This is a genomic window from Mycolicibacterium stellerae, assembly GCF_003719305.1.
Lineage (GTDB): Bacteria > Actinomycetota > Actinomycetes > Mycobacteriales > Mycobacteriaceae > Mycobacterium > Mycobacterium stellerae.
In genome coordinates this window covers 35,181-54,702 of sequence record NZ_RARC01000019.1, presented here as the reverse complement: position 1 = coordinate 54,702, position 19,522 = coordinate 35,181, and the positions used below count along the sequence as shown (strand labels likewise).

The 19,522-nt window shown below is 66.5% G+C and carries 17 protein-coding genes and 1 pseudogene; 10 read left to right on the top strand and 8 right to left on the bottom strand.

Translation table 11 applies throughout. From position 1 onward, the window contains the following. Positions 1 to 76: 76 nt before the first annotated feature. Genes D6M19_RS21555 through D6M19_RS21550 form a run of 3 tightly spaced genes read left to right on the top strand, consistent with a single transcriptional unit; the run spans position 77 to position 1,682 of the window. Positions 77 to 775, top strand: coding sequence for a DUF899 domain-containing protein (locus tag D6M19_RS21555; RefSeq protein ID WP_123027301.1), 699 nt, complete (start codon positions 77 to 79; stop codon positions 773 to 775). A 5-nt stretch (positions 776 to 780) separates the two neighbouring features. Next, complete coding sequence (locus D6M19_RS35125; protein ID WP_268812326.1) at positions 781 to 912, top strand: hypothetical protein; 132 nt, start codon at positions 781 to 783, stop codon at positions 910 to 912. 14 nt (positions 913 to 926) lie between these two features. Continuing rightward, on the top strand, positions 927 to 1,682 hold the full coding sequence (locus D6M19_RS21550; protein WP_123027300.1) for a DUF899 family protein: 756 nt from the start codon (positions 927 to 929) through the stop codon (positions 1,680 to 1,682). 96 nt (positions 1,683 to 1,778) lie between these two features. Here D6M19_RS21550 and D6M19_RS21545 read toward each other — a convergent pair whose 3' ends face one another. Then, positions 1,779 to 3,539, bottom strand: coding sequence for an N-acyl-D-amino-acid deacylase family protein (locus D6M19_RS21545; RefSeq protein WP_123027372.1), 1,761 nt, complete (start codon positions 3,537 to 3,539; stop codon positions 1,779 to 1,781). A gap of 120 nt (positions 3,540 to 3,659) precedes the next feature. Between D6M19_RS21545 and D6M19_RS21540 the strand changes: the two genes are divergently transcribed. Continuing rightward, a complete protein-coding gene (locus tag D6M19_RS21540) occupies positions 3,660 to 5,012 on the top strand; it encodes an aromatic ring-hydroxylating oxygenase subunit alpha (RefSeq protein WP_123027299.1) in 1,353 nt (450 codons plus the stop codon). Further along, on the top strand, positions 5,009 to 5,629 hold the full coding sequence (locus D6M19_RS21535) for a TetR family transcriptional regulator (protein ID WP_234834975.1): 621 nt from the start codon (positions 5,009 to 5,011) through the stop codon (positions 5,627 to 5,629). Before D6M19_RS21540 ends, D6M19_RS21535 begins: the two co-directional genes overlap by 4 nt. Here the strand turns inward: D6M19_RS21535 and D6M19_RS21530 are convergent. The 4 genes from D6M19_RS21530 to D6M19_RS21515 are packed head-to-tail and all read right to left on the bottom strand — an operon-like array spanning position 5,583 to position 10,483. Beyond that, positions 5,583 to 5,981: a DUF4267 domain-containing protein gene (locus D6M19_RS21530; protein ID WP_123027298.1), complete on the bottom strand. Its 399-nt coding sequence runs from the start codon at positions 5,979 to 5,981 to the stop codon at positions 5,583 to 5,585. The genes D6M19_RS21535 and D6M19_RS21530 overlap by 47 nt on opposite strands. A 9-nt stretch (positions 5,982 to 5,990) precedes the next feature. After that, positions 5,991 to 7,394, bottom strand: a complete 1,404-nt coding sequence (locus tag D6M19_RS21525; RefSeq protein ID WP_123027297.1) for a pyridoxal phosphate-dependent decarboxylase family protein — start codon at positions 7,392 to 7,394, stop codon at positions 5,991 to 5,993. A 24-nt stretch (positions 7,395 to 7,418) separates the two neighbouring features. Beyond that, complete coding sequence (locus D6M19_RS21520) at positions 7,419 to 8,603, bottom strand: acyl-CoA dehydrogenase family protein (RefSeq protein WP_123027296.1); 1,185 nt, start codon at positions 8,601 to 8,603, stop codon at positions 7,419 to 7,421. 44 nt (positions 8,604 to 8,647) lie between these two features. After that, positions 8,648 to 10,483, bottom strand: coding sequence for a fatty acyl-AMP ligase (locus D6M19_RS21515; RefSeq protein ID WP_123027295.1), 1,836 nt, complete (start codon positions 10,481 to 10,483; stop codon positions 8,648 to 8,650). Positions 10,484 to 10,537: 54 nt separating this feature from the next. Here D6M19_RS21515 and D6M19_RS21510 point away from each other — a divergent pair, with 54 nt between their 5' ends. Further along, on the top strand, positions 10,538 to 12,124 hold the full coding sequence (locus D6M19_RS21510; protein WP_123027294.1) for a class I adenylate-forming enzyme family protein: 1,587 nt from the start codon (positions 10,538 to 10,540) through the stop codon (positions 12,122 to 12,124). A gap of 1 nt (position 12,125) precedes the next feature. Here the strand turns inward: D6M19_RS21510 and proS are convergent, their stop codons facing one another. The 3 genes and pseudogenes from proS to ripD form a co-directional block, all read right to left on the bottom strand. Then, positions 12,126 to 13,532: a proline--tRNA ligase gene (gene proS / locus D6M19_RS21505; RefSeq protein WP_123027293.1), complete on the bottom strand. Its 1,407-nt coding sequence runs from the start codon at positions 13,530 to 13,532 to the stop codon at positions 12,126 to 12,128. A 59-nt stretch (positions 13,533 to 13,591) separates the two neighbouring features. Continuing rightward, a pseudogene (locus tag D6M19_RS21500) lies at positions 13,592 to 14,415 on the bottom strand (SAM-dependent methyltransferase). A gap of 109 nt (positions 14,416 to 14,524) precedes the next feature. Next, the gene (gene ripD, locus D6M19_RS21495) at positions 14,525 to 15,064 is read right to left on the bottom strand and encodes an NlpC/P60 family peptidoglycan-binding protein RipD (RefSeq protein WP_123027292.1); all 540 of its coding nucleotides are present in this window, start codon (positions 15,062 to 15,064) and stop codon (positions 14,525 to 14,527) included. A gap of 145 nt (positions 15,065 to 15,209) precedes the next feature. On the opposite strand from ripD, the gene D6M19_RS21490 reads away from it, so the two are divergent. From D6M19_RS21490 to aceA, 4 genes are all read left to right on the top strand, one after another. Further along, on the top strand, positions 15,210 to 15,596 hold the full coding sequence (locus D6M19_RS21490; protein WP_234834974.1) for a hypothetical protein: 387 nt from the start codon (positions 15,210 to 15,212) through the stop codon (positions 15,594 to 15,596). Positions 15,597 to 15,653: 57 nt separating this feature from the next. Beyond that, positions 15,654 to 16,361: an SDR family oxidoreductase gene (locus D6M19_RS21485; RefSeq protein WP_123027291.1), complete on the top strand. Its 708-nt coding sequence runs from the start codon at positions 15,654 to 15,656 to the stop codon at positions 16,359 to 16,361. A gap of 3 nt (positions 16,362 to 16,364) precedes the next feature. After that, entirely contained in the window at positions 16,365 to 17,126 is a 762-nt protein-coding gene (locus D6M19_RS21480; RefSeq protein ID WP_123027290.1) for an SDR family oxidoreductase, read from the top strand. A 61-nt stretch (positions 17,127 to 17,187) separates the two neighbouring features. Continuing rightward, positions 17,188 to 19,485, top strand: coding sequence for an isocitrate lyase ICL2 (gene aceA, locus D6M19_RS21475; RefSeq protein ID WP_123027289.1), 2,298 nt, complete (start codon positions 17,188 to 17,190; stop codon positions 19,483 to 19,485). Positions 19,486 to 19,522 lie beyond the last annotated feature (37 nt).

The following is a 19,522-nucleotide window of genomic DNA, read 5'->3' as shown; positions in this document are numbered from 1 at the left end:
CGCTCGTGGTGTGGTGGAAGATATTGTTCAACTGAGTTGTTTAATGATTTGATGATGTCCGCCGAGAGGAGATGGCATGAAGACGCCTCCGATTGTGTCGGCGCAGGAGTGGGATGCTGCGCGGCAGGAGCTGCTCGTCAAGGAGAAGGAACACACCCGGGCGCGCGATGCGCTGGCCGCACTGCGACGGCGGATGCCGTGGACGGCGGTGGAAAGGAACTACGAGTTCGAGGGGCCCGACGGCAGTGTCGGCCTGTTGGACCTTTTCGAAGGACGGCGTCAGCTGATCGTCTATCGCGCCTTTCTTGACCCGGGCGTGCACGGCTGGCCCGACCATGGATGTGTCGGCTGCTCGTTGATGGCCGACCACATCGGTAACCTCGCGCACCTGAACGCCCGCGACACCACGCTCGTCTATGCGTCTCGCGGTTCGCAGGAAGACATCGCGCGGATCAAGGCTCGAATGGGTTGGGACCACCCGTGGTACACGATCGTTCCCGGCCCGGATGGCGCCTTTGACACGGACTTCGGTGTGGATCAGTGGCACGGCACCAACGCCTTCATCCGCGACGGCGACCGCATTTTCCGCACCTACTTCATCGACAGTCGCGGTGACGAGGTGTTCGACAACACGTTCCATTTCCTCGACATGACCGCGCTGGGGCGACAGGAGGCGTGGGAGGACTCTCCGGAGGGCTACCCACAGACCAAACCCTACGAATGGTGGCGCTGGCACGACGATTACGACGATCGCCAATCCGCGCCGAAGGAGTGACCCGGGTGGCGCTGCGTTGGCGAACCGGTAGCCGCAGCCGCTCTCAGCTCGCGGCGATGCACTGGTCGGACGACCCGTCGCGGGTACTCGACCACCTGTGCATGTTCGGCCCGGCAGACAAAGACATCCACGAATAGCCCAAGGATCAACGATGATAAGTGACTCGCCACATCGCGATTCCGTCAGCAGTGCACCGACCCCCGCAACCGTCGACCGGGCGACCTTCGAAGCCGAAATCGACATCCTGCGCGCCCGCGAGAAGGCGCACATTCGGCAGGGCGACGCGATCGCCGCGGCCCGCCGGGCCATGCCGATGGTCGAGGTCGACGCCGCATTCGAGCTGGTCGGACCCGACGGACCGGTCACGCTGCTGGACGCCTTCGAAGGGCGACGCCAACTGCTGGCCTATTACTTCATGTGGCACACCGGCAAGGCGGCCCCGGCCCAGTGTGAAGGCTGCACTTGGGTCACCACGCAGGTTCAGGAACTCGGCTACCTGCATTCCCGCGACATCACCTACGCCGTCTTCTGTCAGGGCCCGTACGCGGAAAGCGCCCGCTACCGCGACTTCATGAATTGGGATGTGCCGTGGTACTCGGCGCTGCCCTCACTCGACGATCTCCTCGTCGGCCGCACCGCCGGGATGATGCACATCGTCTGTTACCTACGCGACGGCGGCCGCGTCTTCGAGACGTACTGGACGACGATGCGGGGCGTCGAGGCGATGGATTACAGCCTCGCGTTGATGGATCTGACGGTGTACGGGCGCCAAGAGCCGTGGGAGGACTCCCCCGCCGGCTGGCCACAGAAGTGGATAGTGGACGGCTCCAATACGCGGATCGACGGCCGTCCGATTCCGCAGTGGTCGCGCCTGAAAGCCGGCAGGTCGGACGACCTAACCGGGTAGCGGACGACCTAACCGGTTAGCAGTAGCCGTGACCGGCAAGCGCGCTGGTGCCATTCGGTGCTGCGCGACGATCGCTCGCATCATACGTGCGTGCGTTCAGCGGGCCCCGCGGACAAGACGGCCCGGACGCGCCCCGGTATCGGCACCGTTGCGCCGGGTGACGACTCCGTTGACGATGGTGGCGGTGTAACCGGATGCTCCCTGAACCAGCCGCTGACCTCCGGCGGGCAGGTCGTAGGCCATCCGCGCGGGGTGCAGCGTGAGTGCATTCATGTCGATGACATTGAGGTCGGCCTTCTTGCCGACCTCGATGACACCGCGATCGGAGAGCCCGAACAGCTTCGCGGTGTCGTGGGACTGCTTGCGCACCACGAACTCCAGCGGGAGCTTGTCACCACGGTGGCGATCCCGGGCCCAATGCGTGAGCAGAAACGTCGGATACGAGGCGTCACAGATCATCCCGCAGTGCGCACCGCCGTCCGATAGACCCGAAACCCCGGCAGGGTGGGTCAGCATCTCCCGGATCGCGTCGTGGTTGCCGTAGTAGTAGTTGTAGAACGGCAGCATGAGCATCGCCCCTGCATCGGCTTCCAGCATCAGGTCGTACAGCGTCGACAACGGGTCTTCGCCGCGCTCGGCGGCGATCTTCTCGACGGCCCGATCGGGAGTCGGTTCGTAGTCGGGCGGATCGCCGAGCGCATAGATGCGGCCGAGTGAGTACTGAACGAGTGCGAACATGTTGTCGAACAACAGTTTCGGGTCCGGTGGCAGATCGTCCTCGGCGAGGATCGCCGCTTTGACCGCGGGTTCGGCGAGGCGCTGCGCCAACTCCTCCCGGCTGCACTCGGCCTTCAGGCGGCGGAACGTCGGACGATGCGTGAACGCATGATGGCCGGGGAAGCCGAACAACATGCCGAACGGTCGCGCGGCGATCTGGGGATACAGCTCACTGCCCGCGGCGTGGGCCGTCGCCGAGATGTCGAGCTGTTCGCGCCATAGGTCGGGTGCGGCGTCGACCTGGATCATGCCGAACGAGATCGGGCGGTCGATCTCGGCGCCTAGGCGCGCCATCCACTCCAGTTCCTTCTTCGGCGCGATGATGTCCTCGCCTGCCACTCCCTGCGGGGCCAGCTCGAAGACTGCCCGCCCGCCTGCGGCCATCGCCCTGCCGAGTCCGAACAGCTCGTCCTCTGCGGCGTAGGTGCCGGGGACCGGCTCGCCGTCGATGGCGCGGTGCCCGATCGTGCGTGACGTCGAGAAGCCGAGCGCGCCCGCTTCGATCCCCTCCTGCACGATGCGCGCCATCGCCGCGATGTCCTCGGGTGTGGCGGGCTCATTGCGTGCGCCGCGGTCACCCATCGCGTAGGCACGAATCGCGCCGTGGGCGATCTGGCTGCCGACGTCGATCGCGAGATCCTGCTTCTCGATGACGTCGAGGTATTCCGGGTAGCTCTCCCAGCCCCACGAAATGCCCTCGGTGAGGGCGGTGCCGGGGATGTCCTCGACGCCCTCCATCAAGCCGATCAGCCACTCCTCCTTACCCGGCCGCACCGGCGCGAAGCCCACTCCGCAGTTGCCCGCGACCACGGTGGTGACGCCGTGCCCGCTCGAGGGCTCAAGCAGGCTGTCCCAGCTGACCTGGCCGTCGTAGTGCGTGTGGATGTCCACGAAGCCTGGCGCGACGATCTTCCCTGTCGCGTCGATCGTCTCGGCCGCATCGCCTTCCAGCGGCGGGCTCCCGTGTCCGCGACGGCGGACCTCGACGATCTTGCCGTCCTTGACGGCCACGTCGGCCTCGAATCGGTCAGCGCCCGTCCCGTCGACAACGGTCCCGCCTGTGATCTTGAGATCGAACACGATTACTCCCTCGGACTCCATGTCAGCCGCTACTTCTGTGCCATGCCGCCGACAGAGCGGCTACGGTGGCCAATGTAACACCGTTACAGGCGGCCGACGCCAGATCAGAAAGGGCCCTACGTGACGCGCACAGCGCAGCCAGCCGTTGCGGGCGGCAACCCGGCCCACGTCGACCGGGATGACGCCATCGGCACGCCGCCGAAGAGTCCTACCCTGGTGCCCGCCGAGCGCTACCACTCTGCGGCCTTCGCGCGGCTCGAGGTCGAGCGGATGTGGCCGAAGGTCTGGCAGGTCGCCTGCACGGTCGACCACGTCGCCGAGCCCGGTGACTACTTCGAGTACCGGTGCGGCCCCTACTCCGTGCTCATCGTTGCCGGCGACGACGGCATACTGCGCGCCTTTCAGAACGTTTGCCGCCACCGAGGCAACTCGCTGTGCTCGGGATCCGGATCCGAGCTGCGCGAAGTCAAGTGCGGATACCACGGCTGGACGTGGGACCTCTCCGGCTCGCTGAGGCGGGTGCCAAACCGCAAGGGCTTCGGCGCGCTCCGGATGTCTGAGTTCCCTTTGCTTGCAGCCAAAGTCGACACGTGGGAACGGCTGGTCTTTGTCAACCTCGACACCGACGCGATCCCGTTGGGCGAGTTCCTGGAGGCGGTGCCGAACGACATCGCATGGTGCGGTCTCGACGACTTTCGTTGCTATGCAACCATTACCGTCGAGGTTGACGCCAACTGGAAGACGATCGCCGATGGGTTCAGCGAGACGTACCACATCCAGACGTTGCACCCCGAGCTGCACAGGTGCATGGACGACGTCTATGCACCGCAGATGATCTGGGGTCACACCGGCAAGTCCGAACAGATCTATGGCGTGCCGAGCCCGCTGATCAAGGAACCGCTCTCCGACGCCGAGGTGTGGGACGCGTATGTGACCACGCAGGGCGCGCTGATGGGCCTCGCCGAGGACACCGCGTTCCCTGCCGATGAGCGACGGGCGGGTCAGTCGGTATCCGATGTGATCGCCCAGCGGACAAAGGCTTTCGCCACCGGGCGCGGTGTCGACCTGAGCTGGGCGAGCACCGACCAGATTCTGCGGCTGCATCAGTACAACGTCTTCCCGAACATGTCTGTTCTTGCCAACGCCGATCACCTGACGGTGTTGGCCGCACGTCCTGGGCCAGACCCCGATCACGGCGAACTGGTGATGATCCTGTGGATGCGAATGCCTCCCGGCGCCCCGCGGGCAAAGCCGGCCGATATGCGCATGACGACCGATGAGGCGCACCCGGGTCTGGTGCTGAGTCAGGACATCGCGGTGCTCGCAGGTCTCCAGCGAGGGCTGCACCAACCGGGCTTGACCCACTTGACGCTGTCCAACGAGGAGCGCCGCGTGATCAACATGCACCGCAACCTCGAGCGCTATCTGGACCTGCCCGAGTCGGCGCGCATGACCGGAGGTGAGACACCTTGAAGGAAGCTATTGACGCCGAGGCGGTCCTCGACACCGCGGCTCGCCTGATCGAGCTCGGCGGCGTTGATGCCTTCACCATGCGCGGTCTCGCCGAAGAGCTCGGAGTTGCGGTGACATCCATCTACTGGCACGTCGGCGGCCGGGACAAGCTGTTCGACAGCCTGGTCGACTGGTTGTTGAGCCAGATGGCGCATCTACCGGCGGAGGGTGACACTCCCGTCGATCGCATTGCGTCACTTGCCCGTTCGCAGCGAAAGGCCTTGATCGAGCGGCAACACCTTCTTGCCATCGCACACGAGCGTGATCGAACCCCTCAACTGTTCCTGCCGATTCAGCAGACGCTTGCCTCACAGCTGGCGGACGTTGGTGTCACCGGAACCGACGCGGCACTCGTCCTGCGCGCGATACAGGTGCACGTGATTTCGTCTGCGGTGATGCAGTTCTCGGCCGTTCGCGGCGCCAAGCACGACGAAGAAGATCCCTCGCTGTGGACCGACGACTGGCCCGACCGGGCGCTCGTCGAGGCGCTTCAGTCGCCGACCGACTACGACGCAGTTTTCGAGTACGGGCTCAGTGCGCTTCTCGCGCCGCTGCGGAGTCGCCTCGCCGACGGGTAGCGCCCCACAATCCGACACCAATGCCAACCACAGCACCGCCGAGTCCGATGATCTGTTGCGATTTCTTCATCTGCTGGTGAACGCTCATCCCGCCCAGTAGGTCCGCGGCATCGGCCCCGCCGGACGCGAGGAACCAACCGCGGGTGTTGCGCCCGCGCAGCGCCGCCGACATCAGCAGTCCACCGATCAGCGCGTCGCGGTAACCCATCGAACGCAGGAGGAGCTGCGCTGTCGGCGCAGGCTCGTCGGGATCGCCCCACAGCCGGTTCGCCCGCAGCGGGTCGACGAGAAAGGAGATCCCCGATGCCAGGCGGATACCGCCGACGGCGAGAGCGGCGCGGTCTATCGACATTGCAGCAGCCTAAAGCGTTTCGGCTCCAGCCGGTCCGCGAACCGCTTGAGCGGCACGGGCTATCGCCTCGGCCGACCGGTCCACATCGTCGTCGGTCGTCGCCCAGTTCGAAACGGACACCCGAAGCATGTACTCGTCGTTCCAGGTGGTGCCGCCGAGCCAGCAGGTCCCGTCGCGCTGCACGGCGGCCACCGCTGCCCTGTTGGCGTCGTCGCCGCCCGGCAGCCGCACCAGGACCTGATTGAGAACCACGTCGTTGACGATCCGCGCGCCGGGAATCGCACCAAGTCGCTCGGCCATTCGTCGGGCCTGCGCGCAGTTGCGTTCGATCAGCTCGGCCACGCCTGTTCGGCCCAACGACCTCAAGGCTGCGTATATCGGAAAGGCGCGGGCACGCCGGGAGCTCTCGGGCACATAGTTGGTGCCGTCGCGCTGGCCGGGGTCGGCGACGAGGTATGGACCCGCGAGGCCCATCGCGGCGACGTGGGCATCGGAGTCGGCGACGATGGCCATTGCGCCGTCGTATGGCACGTTCAACCACTTGTGGGCGTCCACTGCCCACGAGTCGGCTCGTTCGACACCGACCGTGAGGTGTCGAAGTGCAGGCGCTGCGGCGGCCCACAGTCCGAACGCGCCGTCGACGTGCAGCCAGGCCCCGTGCGCGGTGCAGGCGTCGGCGATCGGTTCGAACGCATCGAAGGCGCCGGTGGCGACGTTTCCCGCCTGTGCGCAGACAATCGTGGGACCAGCGGCATGCGACAGCGCATCGCGAAGGGCATCGGGCCGCATCCGGCCCTGGTCGTCGGCTTCGATGCGGATCGGAGTCCTTGCGCCAAGCCCCAGTTGGCGCAGGGCCGTGTCGATGGTCGCGTGGGCCCGTTCACCGCACAGAATGTGCATCGGCGGCGCGCCGATGAGGCCGTCGTCTTCGACGTTCCACCCCGCCTTCGCGAGCACGGCATGACGGGCCGCGGCCAAACACGTGGTGTTCGCACCCTGCCCGCCGGTGACGAAGCCGACGCTGGCGGTCTTGGGCAGCCCGAACAGGTCGAGCGTCCACCCGGACGTGATCTCTTCGATCGCCGCGGCAGCCGGGGACAGCGAATGGAACGCGGCGTTCTGATCCCATGCCGACACCAGCCAGTCCGCGGCCAGCGCAGCAGGCAATGCGCCGCCGATCACAAAGCCGAAGTGGCGCGGGCCCGCGGTGGCCACCAGGCCGGGTTCGACGCCCGCCACCAGCCCGTCGATGACGGCGTCCGCCGCCTCGCCGCGGTCCGGCAGCGGACCGCCGAGCGCATCGCGTACACCTGCGGCGTCGACGCGCGCGGCCACCGGACGGTCGTCGAGGCCGCCGAGGAACTCCCGAGCGTGACGCGCGGCGGCGGACAGGCCGGCGGTGCGATCGTGCATGGCGAAACTCTATCGGCGAGCCGGTTAAAGGCCGAACTGATCCTCGATGACGCCGAGCCAGATCTGCGCCCCGTCGATCGCCACCTTCTCGCTGATGAAGGCGTGCTGGGTGCCCGTGTAGATGTCGCGGAACGCCCGCTCCAGTCGACTGCCCTCGCGGATCGAGCTGGTGCCTGCGACGAGATGTGCCCATTCGGCGCATTCTCGTGCCACGTCGGTGGCGTAAACGGCGGCCGTCCGCATATCTGCCCGAAGCGTCGGCGTCAGGTCTTCGCCTGCGGCGACAGCGGATTCGGCGGTGGTGAACGCCTCGAGCACAAGCAGGCGTGCGGCCCGCCACGCCGAAACGTGGTGTGCCAGACCCTTCTGGAAGGTCGGGCGGCTGGCCAACGATGCCATGTCGCTCATCCGGAATTTGGTGGCGGCAAGATCCTGAACGTCGTCGAGCATGCTCTTGGCCACGCCGAGCGCCCATGATGCGTGGCCCGCGGCCGTGACCGGCATCAGCCCCATCCGGGTGGCGGGCGAACTTCCCCGCAGGGGCTCGCGAGAGAACAGGGGGAAGGTGCGACGGGCCGGGACGAACACATCGGCGGCGCTGTAGTCATATGAGCCAGTTCCCTTAAGGCCCTGGACGAACCAGCCGTCGTTGAACGAGATCTGGTCCCGTGGCACCACCGCCACCTGCATATCGGGAACGCCTTCACTGATCCAGCGCATCTCGCCGTCTGCCATCGGGAAGAAACCTGCAGCGACATATTCGGAATGGCCCGTCCCCGACCCGAAACTCCACGACCCGCTCAACCGGTAGCCGCCCTCGACGACTGTCCCCTGGCCGTTGGGAAAGAACTGGCCGCCCATCGTAACGCGATTGTCGTGAGCGGTGAACACCTCCGCGAACCCGTCATCGGGCAGATACGCCGCGGCGGCGAACGACGACGGCAGGTTCGCGATGCCGATCCAGCCGAACGAGCCGTCCTGCCAAGCCATTTCGATCCAGGTCTCGATCATTACCGCAAACGAGGGCTCGACACCGCCTGCCGGACGCGGGTTGAACGCGGACATCAGCCCGGATGCCCACATCTCCTCCACGACCGCAGGGGTGAGGGTGCGGTGTCGCTCGCATTCGGCGGCTTCGGCGGCCACGAGGTCGCGCATTCCGCGGGCCAACCCGACAACCTGGTCGGGGGCCTCGGCTATCGACGTCATGCGCTGACCCTAGCCCGCGCGGATGAGCCTGGCGGTCGACTTCCCTACTCGGAGAACTCGCCGGCCAGGTAAGCGGCCCGGCATGCCCGCCGGGCCAGTTTGCCGCTCGTGGTGCGCGGGATCGCACCTGCCGGTACGAGCCGGACGTCGGCAACCGGGAGGTGGTGTCGCCGGGAGAGTTCGGCGCGAATGGCTTCGATGGCGGGGGCCGGGTCGGCGTGGCGGGTGCCCGACGCCCGCTCCGCGATGACGACCAGCTGCTCGCCGCCACCCGAAGGCACGGTGAACGCGGCGGCATATCCGCGACGCACGATCGGCGACGCGTCCGCCGTGGTGGCCTCGACATCCTCTGGGTAGAGCTGGCGGCCGTAGATCGTGATGAGGTCCGCGATCCGACCGGTGACATAGAGCTCACCGTCGAGGTAGAAGCCGAGATCCCCCGTCCGCAACCAGGTGGCACCGACCGGTGCGTCGTACGCGTGACTGCCCTCGCTCGTGTCCGAGCGGAGAATCGCGCCGAACGTCCGCCGGGTTTCCTCGGGACGTCCCCAGTACCCGCGGCCGACGTTGGCGCCGTGCAACCAGATCTCGCCGACGCGGCCGTCTGGGAGCTCACTGTCGGTATCGGGATCCACGATCACGCACCATTGGCTGCGGGCCACCTGACCGCACGCCACATGTGCCGCCGCGCCGGGATCGTCCGCGGTGACCCGCACGGCCTGACCTCTTTCCAACAGTTCGCGGTCGAGGTGTACGACGGCAGCGCTGGCGTCCGGGGCGATGGTCGAGACGAACAGGGTTGCCTCGGCGATGCCATATGACGGCTTGATCGCCGTCTTGGGCAATCCGTACGGCGCGAATGCGGTGTTGAAGGCATTGATGGCCCTCGTGCTCACCGGCTCCGAACCGAGGATAAGCACGACGTTGCTCAGGTCGACATCCTGCCCGCCTGTGGGCAGGCCGCGTTGCGCGGCGTACTCGCATGCGAAATTCGGTGCGGCGGTCACGACGCGGCCTTGCCGAGATCCGGCGGCCAAAGCGTGGATCCAGCGTTCGGGACGTCGGATGAACGCCGCCGGTGACATCAGGGTCGAGTGACCGCCGTACACGGTGGGAAAGCCGATCATCGACAACCCCATGTCGTGGTAGAGCGGTAACCAACTGCAGCCGTGGGTGTTTCGGTCGAGCAGGTCGATCGACAGGATCATCTGTGTCAGGTTGGTGCCGACCGCTCTGTGGGTGATCTCGACGCCGATCGGGTCGCGCGTGGATCCCGACGTGTACTGCAGATGCGAGACGTCTTCGACGGCGAGGGGTACCGGCGTCAATGCGTCGCCTGCCGAGTCGGGTACGTCGTCGACGGTGATGACGTGCGGTCGCAGGCCAAGCCCGATCGTGTCCAGTGCCGCCTCGACGGCCGCCGACGCCGACGAGGTGGTGAGGATGACGGTCGGGCGTGAATCATGAAGTGCTATCGCCAGGCGTTCGGCATGGCCGTGCAACTCGGGGGCGAAAAGGGGCACCGCAATGGTCCCGGCCTTGATGGCCGCGAAAAACCCGGCGACGTAGTCGAGACCCTGCGGGGCGAGTATGGCCACCCGGTCTCCGCGGGACGCGAATTGTTGCACCCGCGCACCGATGGCGCTCATTCGGACGCCGAGTTGGGTCCAGGTCAGTTCGACGGCGTGCCCCTGCGCCGAGCGGTTGTGGTCCAGGTAGCGGTACGCGACGGTGTCGCCCACGTTGGCGATGTTGCGTTCGATGAGCGATATCAGCGTGGTGCCGGGCGGAAGCGAGATGTTTCCGTCGGCGTCCAGGCAGTCCTCGATCTGCAACAGACCCCGATGAGCTGCGGAATCGATGGGCGTGTCGGCACTCATGGCCACAATCGTAGGTTACTGTTACGGTCAGTTGCATTAACCTGTGATGTGGTCATGGTCACCATCATCGGAGAAGATCGGCGGGTGACCGAACCCCGGCCGACCGTGCCAGCGCTCCTGCATCGAAGCGTGCGCGAGTTCGGCGCCCAGACCTATGTCGTCACACCGACGGACCGGATTACCTATGCCGACGCCGAACAACGGTCGGCGCAATCCGCCAGGTGGCTGCTGACCGAGGGCGTCGGCAAGGGCAGCCGCGTTGGCCTGTTCTTCGCCAACGGCGTCGACTGGGTCATCTGGTGGCTCGCGGTGTCACGGATCGGTGCGGTGGCGGTTCCGCTGAGCACCCTGTACAGGCCTGCCGAACTCGCAAAGGTGTTGCGACTCGCCGACATCGGGCTGGTGGTCGCGCCGAACCGCGTGCTCGGCATCGAGGTCGCCGAGCGCTTCGAAATGGCAATGCCGGAACTGACGACGCAGTCGGGCGGCAGACTCGCCTTGGCTGCCGCGCCCTATCTGCGTCGCATCGTGCTCACCGCCGACACGGATAGGCTCTGGGCGACGCGGTGCACAGACAACGCCGAAGATCTTGTGCCGCAAGATGTTCTGGCTGCCGTCGAGCAGGAGGTTTCACCCGCAGATCCGGCGGTCATGATCCACACGTCAGGATCAACCGCTGACCCGAAGGGTGTCGTGCACACCCACGGCACCCTGGTTCGACAGACGTCGACGTGGCCGAGTGCCATCCGGGCGGTCACCCGTTCGGGGGCGTCGGCCAGGATCCTTTGCGCGATGCCGTTCTTCTGGGTCGGCGGGCTGCTCGCCGCGACAGGTGCACTGCACGAACCCGTCACCCTGTTGGTCCTACCCGGGCTCGACGCGGCGGCCGCGCTGGACCTGATCGAGCATGAACAGGCGACGGGAATCGTCGGCTGGCCGGCTTTCACCCAGCGACTGCGCGACCACCCGTCCTTTGCGAGCCGTGACCTGTCCAGCGCGCCGATGCTGCGCGACGGCCCATTGGACATCGCGATGACCGATGTGCCCGACGGATTCCCGGTGCACCGCACCATGTCCGAGACCGCAGGCGGTTTCGCGTTCACCCAGATGCGCGTCGTCGACGACGACGGACAACCGGTGACCGACGGGACAGTGGGCGAGCTGCACATCCGGGGAATCGGCGTGATGGCGGGCTACAACAAGCGTGAACGCTGGGAGACCTTCGACGACGACGGCTGGTATCACACCGGCGACCGGGTCTATCGCAGGGAAGACGACCCGCGGTTGTTCTATGTCGGCCGCACCACCGAACTCATCAAGGCCTCCGGCGCGAACGTGTCGCCTCTCGAAGTCGAAGGAGTGGTCGAGCAGTTCGCCGAGGTGGCGCAGTGCGTCGTTGTCGGCATCGACGATCCGGTACGCGGTGAGCAGGTGTGCGCTGTCGTGGTGCCGACCGCCGCAGCGATCGATGTGGAAGCGGTCGCCGCCCGCGCGCGGGATCAATTGTCGGCCTACAAGGTTCCGACCCGGTGGGTGCTGGCCAACAGCGATCAGATACCGACGCTTCCGAGCGGAAAGCTGGACCGAAGAGGGCTGCGCGCGCTTGTCCTCGACGGGACGCTCGAAGCCGTCAGCGGCTGAGTCAGTAGGCCCGCGCGACATAGGCGATCGCGCCGGCGTCGTCGTCCGTATCGGGCAGCGCTCCGTCGTCACGCTGCAGGCACCGAACCGTCACGCCGCCCGCGGCGAGACTTTCTTCACCCGAAACGCCGACCAAACCCCAAGGGACGCGGGCGACACCGGTCTGCGCCGCCTCACGCGCGTCATCGAGCGTCGTGCAGTCGGAGGTCAGCGCATCGCGTCGTGCCGTTGCCGCACCGAGCATGGCGGCCTGAATGCGACGGGTCAGCTGCGCGACATCGTCGACGACGGCATCCAGCCTCACCGTTGTCTTCTCGCGGATGTCGCGCCGGTACAGGACGACGGCATTGTCGGCGACGTCTCGCGGGCCGATCTCGATCCGGATCGGCACACCCTGCAGGTCCCAGTCGGTGGCTCGCCTGCCGAAACCCTGCTCGACGTCGTCGTCGAGCCGCGCCCGAATGCCGTGTCGCGTCAACTCGGTGACCAATGTCGATGCGGCGCGGACAACCTCGCCGCCGGTGTCCTTGACCGCCACAACGACCGCCTGGACCGGTGCGATCGTCGGCGGCAGCACCAGACCGAAGTCATCGCCGTGGCACATGATCAACCCGCCGAGCATGCGGGTCGACGAACCCCACGACGTCGTCCAGCACAGCTCCGTCCCACCGTCGGCGCTGCGATAGCCGATGTTGAATGCCCGGCTGAACCGCTGGCCGAGTTCATGCGACGTGCCCATCTGGAGCGCCTTACCGTCGCGCATGACGGCCTCGCACGTCATGGTGTTCGCCGCGCCCGCGAAGCGCTCCCGTGCTGTCTTTCTACCGACGATGACGGGTATGGCCAGCACGCTGCGCATGAAGTCGGCGTAGACGTCGTGCAGGATTGCGCGGGCATATCGCCGCGCATCGGCTTCCGTGGTGTGCGCGGTATGGCCCTCCTGCCACAGGAACTCAGTGGTGCGCAGGAAGATCCGCGGCCGCATCTCCCACCGCACGACGTTCGCCCACTGGTTGAGCAGTAGCGGCAGGTCGCGGTAGCTGTCGATCCATTTGGCCATGTATTCGCCGATGACCGTCTCGCTGGTTGGGCGGATGGCGAGCGGCTCGGTGAGTTCCCTTCCCCCGCCGTGCGTGACGACGGCCAGCTCGGGACTGAACCCCTCGACGTGTTCGGCCTCGCGTTCGAAGAAGCTCATCGGCACCAGCAGCGGGAAGTACGCGTTGTGGGCGCCCGCGGCCTTGATCCGCTGGTCGACCTCGTCGGCCATCCGCTCCCAGATCGCGTAGCCGTTCGGGCGGATGACCATGGTGCCGCGGGTCGGGCCGTTCTCGGCGAGCTTCGCCTTGGTGAGCACGTCTTGGTACCACCGTGGAAAGTCTTCTTGCTGAGCCGTCAGCACCGCCATCTGGCCGAGGTTACGGAGCCGGCCTACCGAAAGTCGCGCGGTTTATTTTCGGTGGGTGGCTATGGACGGGTGGCCTCGACGAAGTACCCCCGCCGCACATCGGGCGCATCCATTGGCGCCGCGGGTGCGAACCACCTGTGCCATTCGTTGCCCGGTTTCGCGATGTCGGTGACCGTCGCCGACCAGCCGTGGCGACCGGCCAGCTCCCCCGGTTCGTCGGTGCCGAACAGCCACGGTGAGCCCCGCTCGGCCATGGCCGTCACGAGTGGCGCCATCATCGGTGACTCGAGCAGCGTCTTGCCGACAACGTCGTACAGCAGGGTCGACTTGGCCGCCGACAAGCTGTGCACGCGACCGAACAGTGTCGCCACGGCATTCTCGTCGAGGTATTGCAGCAGGCCCTCGATCAGCCAAACCGTCGGTGTGTGCGGATCGAAGCCGGCTTCCGTCAGCGCGACGGGCCAGTCGTCGGCCAGGTAACACCGATCGCCATCCGGCGACACCGCGGCTCGTCGTCGGCGAGCACATCCTGTTTGGCGGCGAGCACCGCGGGCTGGTCCAGTTCGTAGACGGCTGTGCCGTCGGGCCACGCCAGTCGGTATGCCCGCGCGTCCATTCCGGCCGCGAGGATGACGACCTGTTCGGCGACGCGCACCGCCCGCAGCAGGGCATCGTCGAAGAAGCGCGTGCGCACGACGATCTGAACCGTCGAGCGCTCCCCGGTTTCTGCGATCGCGCCGGCCAGCAGCGCTCGGCCGGTGTTCCCGGCGAGTTTGTCGGCGTACGGGTCGGTGAAGAGGCGGTCTTCGCGGGCGGATTCCGCGGCGCGGATCGCCGCCACCAGGAGCCCGGTGCTTGCCACCGCTTCTTTAGATCGGTCCATGGCTCAATGATCGGTGCGCTCGGGGCGAGCGCTCAACCTGGTACGGAAATCCCCGCAGAAAACGTACCCAGGTGAGCGCTCGGGGACCCCGAATCGGGTCCGCCTGCCATCAACCGATGACCCGCACCAGGTACGGCGCCATGTTGGCCGTCCGCACCGGTGAAACCGTCACCACCGGGTCGCCTGCCTCCACCATCTGATCGTTGCCGATGAACAGCGCGACACTCTGATTGCCGTTGGGGCCGTAGAAGATCAGGTCGCCGGGCAGCGCCTGCTGCGGTAATACCTTCCGGCCTGCGTTGTACTGCGCCCCCGACGAACGGGGCAGCTTGATTCCGACGCCTGCGTACGAATACAACACGAGGCCGGACGCGTCGAAACCGACGGTGCTCGCGGCCGGGTCCAAACCGACGACGTGGCCTTGCCTGTCGAGCCCGATCGCGTTGTCCGTCGGGCCGCTGCCCCTCGTCGGGCCGTTGACGTCACCGCCCCCGAACGAGAAGGGCACACCACGCTGCGAGAGGGCGCGCGCGATCACGTACTGGACGGCCTGCTGGTTGCTGAGCGGACGGGTGGTGTCGGCGGCCGCGAGACCGGGCGTCGCCAACAGCACAACAAAGCCGAGGGCAAGGGCGTAGATGCGTTTCATGTCGAGCTGTCACTTTCTCTGCGGGCGGCAGTCACCACAGCTACTTTTACAAGCCGGCGTCTGCAGGGGCCATGCGCCGCACGGCACATCGTCAATGAGTGGCCATACCGTGACGAAACGGTGACCGCTGTGCTTGCATATCGCAGTGAGCGAGTTCTTCCCCTACCGGTTCGACCGGCGGTTCGTGCCGATGTGGCTGGGTGCCGGCGCGCGGCCGTGGCGGGATGGCGTCACCATCACCGACGACGGGCGGTTCGTCGCGACCTTCGGCTTCCTGCGCGTCGACACGCCCGTCGACAACATCGCCGACACGCACGTCACCGGTCCGTATCGATGGTGGACCGCGATCGGGCCCCGGATCTCGTTCGCCGACGATGGTCTGACTTTCGGGACGAACCCCCGCGCTGGACTCTGCATCCACTTCCGCGACAAGATCAAGCGCGTCATCGGCCTGCGTGACCACTCCGCTCTGACCGTCACCGTCGCGGATCCACATGCGCTGGAAGCCGCACTGCACGGCGGCAGGGAATAGCGCCACGATCGCATTGTTGACCGTTTAGTACAAAACCAACGAACGGAAGGCATCGCAATGACCGCCTACAACCCGAACAACGGCCAGATCACCGCGCTGGTCACTGGCGCCAACCGAGGGCTTGGGAAACGCTTCGCCGCGGAGTTGGCGAGGCGCGGAGCCAAGGTGTACGGCGCCGCACGGCGGCCGGAGACGATCGATGCGCCAGGGGTGATACCCGTTGCGCTCGACATCACCGATCCCGAATCGGTGCGCCGGGCGGCTGAGCTCGCGTCCGACGTCAACGTCGTCGTCAACAACGCAGGCGTCTCAACAGAATCGGACCTGCTGTCGGGCTCCATGGCCGACATCCGGTTGGAGATGGAGACCCACTATTTCGGTACCCTGCAGGTGACGCGCGCATTCGTCCCGGTCCTCGAGCGCAACGGCGGCGGAGCGATCCTCAACGTGCTCTCGGTGCTGTCCTGGGTGCATGCAGCCAAGTTCGGCGCCTATGCCGCGGCGAAGGCGGCAGGCTGGGCGATGACCGATGCGCTGCGTGAGGAACTCGCGCCACGCGGCATCCACGTCGCCGCACTGCACGTCGGCTTCATGGACACCGATATGGCGGCCTTCGTACCAGCCGACCAGAAGACCGATCCCGCGGTGGTCGCCGTGCAGGCACTCGATGGCCTGTTCGCAGGCGAACCGGAAATTCTCGCCGACGAGCTGACACGGACCGTGAAGGCTCAGTTGTCGCAACCGCCTAACGTCGCCGCACTTTGACAGATGGGTGATGCAACCGGGGCCCCGGCAGCCGCACAACGGGAACCGGAGCTGCGGGGCCAGACCATCGTCGTCGTGGGTGGCAGCGCAGGTATCGGGCTCGAGACGGCTCGACGCGCGCGGTCGGAAGGTGCAGAGGTCATCCTCACCGGCCGCAATCGGGATCGGCTCGACCAGGCAGCGACCGCGGTAGGCGCCTGCCGCACCGCCGCGTTCGACGCCACCGACGCCGCGGCGCTGCGCGAATTCTTCGAGGCGCTGCCGGATCCGATAGACCATGTGATGGTCACCGCGGGCGGGCCGACCTACCGCCCGATGCTGGAGATGGACGCAGCGCAGGTACGCGAGGCACTCGGCGATCACGTGGGGCTGGATCTCGAGGTCGCCCGCAGCGCCGTTGGCCGGATGCGCCCCGGCGGCAGCCTGGTCTTCATGGGCGGCACCGGCGGCCGCCGGGTCAGCCGGGACATCGGAATCGTTTCCGCGGCGACGGCGTCGTTGCCGCCGTTCATCGCGACCTTGGCGCTCGAGCTGGCACCGATTCGCGTCAACCTCATCGCCGCCGGCTTCGTCGACACCCCGCTATCGGCTTCACTGCTGAAAGACCGGCTGGAAGAACGCCGAAGCGAACTGCGTACCAAGCTGCCGATCGGCCGGGTGGTGACCGCGGCGGACGTCGGCGCGCTGGCCGTTCACCTGATGACCAATACCGCCTTGACCGGTGCCACCTTCGACATCGACGGCGGTCAGCAGTTCGTGTCGTGATGTGGGCAGGGCCGTGCGGATTCGCCCACATTCGGCGAAACGTGCGTCGTAGTGTTGACCTATGGCCATCGTCGAAGCTGATGCAGCGCCCCAAACCCCGTTCGAGCAGGATGTCGCCGCCATGCAGCGGTATTTCGACAGCCCACGATTCGACGGGATCATCCGCCTCTACTCGGCGCGCCAGGTCGTAGAGCAGCGCGGCACGATACCCACCGACTACCCGGTGGCGCGCCTTGCGGCGGCGGCTTTCTACGACCGTCTGCGCGAATTGTTCGCCGAGCACAGAAGCATCACCACCTTCGGGCCGTACTCGCCCGGTCAGGCCGTGACGATGAAGCGGATGGGTATCGAGGGGATCTACCTCGGTGGCTGGGCGACGTCGGCGAAGGGGTCCACGAGCGAGGACCCGGGTCCTGACCTGGCGAGCTACCCCCTCAGTCAGGTGCCCGACGAGGCCGCGGGGTTGGTGCGCGCACTGCTCACCGCCGATCGCAACCAGCAATACCTGCGGTTGCGAATGACAGACGACCAGCGCGCCGCGACCCCCGCCGTCGATTTCCGCCCGTTCATCATCGCCGACGCCGACACCGGTCACGGTGGAGATCCACACGTGCGCAACCTGATTCGCCGTTTCGTCGAGGCGGGCGTTCCCGGCTACCACATCGAGGACCAGCGTCCCGGCACGAAGAAGTGCGGCCACCAAGGCGGGAAGGTCCTCGTCCCGTCCGACGAACAGATCAAGCGCCTCAACACCGCCCGCTTCCAACTCGACATCATGGGGGTGCCCGGCATCATCGTCGCGCGCACCGATGCCGAGGCCGCCAACCTGATCGACAGCCGCGCCGACGAGCGCGATCAGCCGTTCCTGCTCGGCGCCACCAACCTCAAGATCCCTTCCTACAAGTCCTGCTTCCTCGCGATGGTGCGCAGCTTCTACGAGTCGGGGGTGACGCACCTCAACGGTCATCTGCTCTACGCGCTGCCCGAGGGCGAGTACGCCACCGCGACCGGCTGGCTCGAGCGCCACGGCATTCTCGCCCTTATTGCCGAGGCCGCTGCCAGCTGGCGGCAGGACGGTGACGAGGCGGTCGACGGCCTCTTCGACAATGTCGAATCGCGCTTCGTCGAAGCCTGGCAGAACGATGCCGGGCTGGAGACCTACGGCGAGGCGGTCGCCGACCTTCTCGAGTTCCGCGAACGAGAAGGGGAACCACTCGAGATGAGTGCCGCGGATTGGCGCCAATTCGCCGAGAAGGCGTCCTTGTACGAGGCCAGGGAGAAGGCAAAGGAATTGGGCGCCGACGCCGGCTGGGACTGCGAGCGGGTGAAGACCCCGGAGGGCTACTACCAGTTGCGCGGCGGCATCCCCTACGCGATCGCCAAATCGCTTGCGGCAGCACCATTTGCCGACATTTTGTGGATGGAGACCAAGACCGCTGATCTCGCCGACGCCAAGAAGTTCGCCGACGCCATCCACGCCGTTTACCCGGACAAGATGCTCGCCTACAACCTGTCCCCGTCGTTCAACTGGGACACCACCGGCATGAGCGATGACGAGATGCGCCGGTTCCCGGAGGAAATCGGCAAGATGGGCTTCGTCTTCAATTTCATGACCTACGGCGGACACCAGATCGACGGCGTCGCCGCCGAGGAGTTCGCGGGCGCGCTCAAGCAGGACGGAATGCTGTCGCTGGCCCGCCTGCAGCGCAAGATGCGCCTCGTCGAGTCGCCCTACCGCACGCCGCAAACACTTGTCGGCGGTCCGCGCAGCGACGCCGCGCTTGCCGCGTCCTCGGGCCGGACGGCGACCACCAAGTCCATGGGCGCCGGCTCGACCCAGCATCAGCATCTCGTGCAGACGGAGGTGCCCAAGAAGCTGCTGGAGGAATGGCTGACGCTGTGGAGCGAACACTACGACCTCGGCGAGAAGTTCCGCATCCAGTTCCGGCCGCTGCGAGCGGGTGGCGAAGTGCTCGAGCTCGGTATCTACGGCGACCGTGACGGCGGTGAGGAGAAGCTCGCCAACGTACTCGTCGATCCGATCAAGGACCGCAACGGCCGCAGCATATTGACAGTGCGCGACCAGAACACGTTCGCCGAGCAGCTGCGCCAGAAACGCCTGATGACCCTGATCCATCTGTGGCTGATCCACCGCTTCAAGGCCGACGCGGTGTACTACGTGACGCCGACCGAGGACAACATCTATCAGACCGAGAAGATGAAGTCGCATGGCATCTTCCGCGACGTTCACCAGGACGTCGGCGAGATCGTTGTCGCCGAGGTGAACCAGCCGCGGATCGAGGAATTGCTCGCACCCGATCGCGAGGCGCTGACGCGGCTGATCCGCAAGGAGGACTGAGGCGATCAGGCGCCGCCGCAGAATTGCATTCGACGGC

What these genes read in the sequence shown, in the direction of transcription:
- D6M19_RS21530 (WP_123027298.1), bottom strand. Translation starts at nt 5,981, where the DNA reads ATGTCGATAGACCGCGCCGCTCTCGCCGTCGGCGGTATCCGCCTGGCA.
- aceA (WP_123027289.1), top strand. Translation starts at nt 17,188, where the DNA reads ATGGCCATCGTCGAAGCTGATGCAGCGCCCCAAACCCCGTTCGAGCAG.
- D6M19_RS21480 (WP_123027290.1), top strand. Translation starts at nt 16,365, where the DNA reads ATGGGTGATGCAACCGGGGCCCCGGCAGCCGCACAACGGGAACCGGAG.
- D6M19_RS21520 (WP_123027296.1), bottom strand. Translation starts at nt 8,603, where the DNA reads ATGACGTCGATAGCCGAGGCCCCCGACCAGGTTGTCGGGTTGGCCCGC.
- ripD (WP_123027292.1), bottom strand. Translation starts at nt 15,064, where the DNA reads ATGAAACGCATCTACGCCCTTGCCCTCGGCTTTGTTGTGCTGTTGGCG.
- D6M19_RS21510 (WP_123027294.1), top strand. Translation starts at nt 10,538, where the DNA reads ATGGTCACCATCATCGGAGAAGATCGGCGGGTGACCGAACCCCGGCCG.
- proS (WP_123027293.1), bottom strand. Translation starts at nt 13,532, where the DNA reads ATGGCGGTGCTGACGGCTCAGCAAGAAGACTTTCCACGGTGGTACCAA.
- D6M19_RS21555 (WP_123027301.1), top strand. Translation starts at nt 77, where the DNA reads ATGAAGACGCCTCCGATTGTGTCGGCGCAGGAGTGGGATGCTGCGCGG.
- D6M19_RS21485 (WP_123027291.1), top strand. Translation starts at nt 15,654, where the DNA reads ATGACCGCCTACAACCCGAACAACGGCCAGATCACCGCGCTGGTCACT.
- D6M19_RS21525 (WP_123027297.1), bottom strand. Translation starts at nt 7,394, where the DNA reads ATGCACGATCGCACCGCCGGCCTGTCCGCCGCCGCGCGTCACGCTCGG.
- D6M19_RS21550 (WP_123027300.1), top strand. Translation starts at nt 927, where the DNA reads ATGATAAGTGACTCGCCACATCGCGATTCCGTCAGCAGTGCACCGACC.
- D6M19_RS21515 (WP_123027295.1), bottom strand. Translation starts at nt 10,483, where the DNA reads ATGAGTGCCGACACGCCCATCGATTCCGCAGCTCATCGGGGTCTGTTG.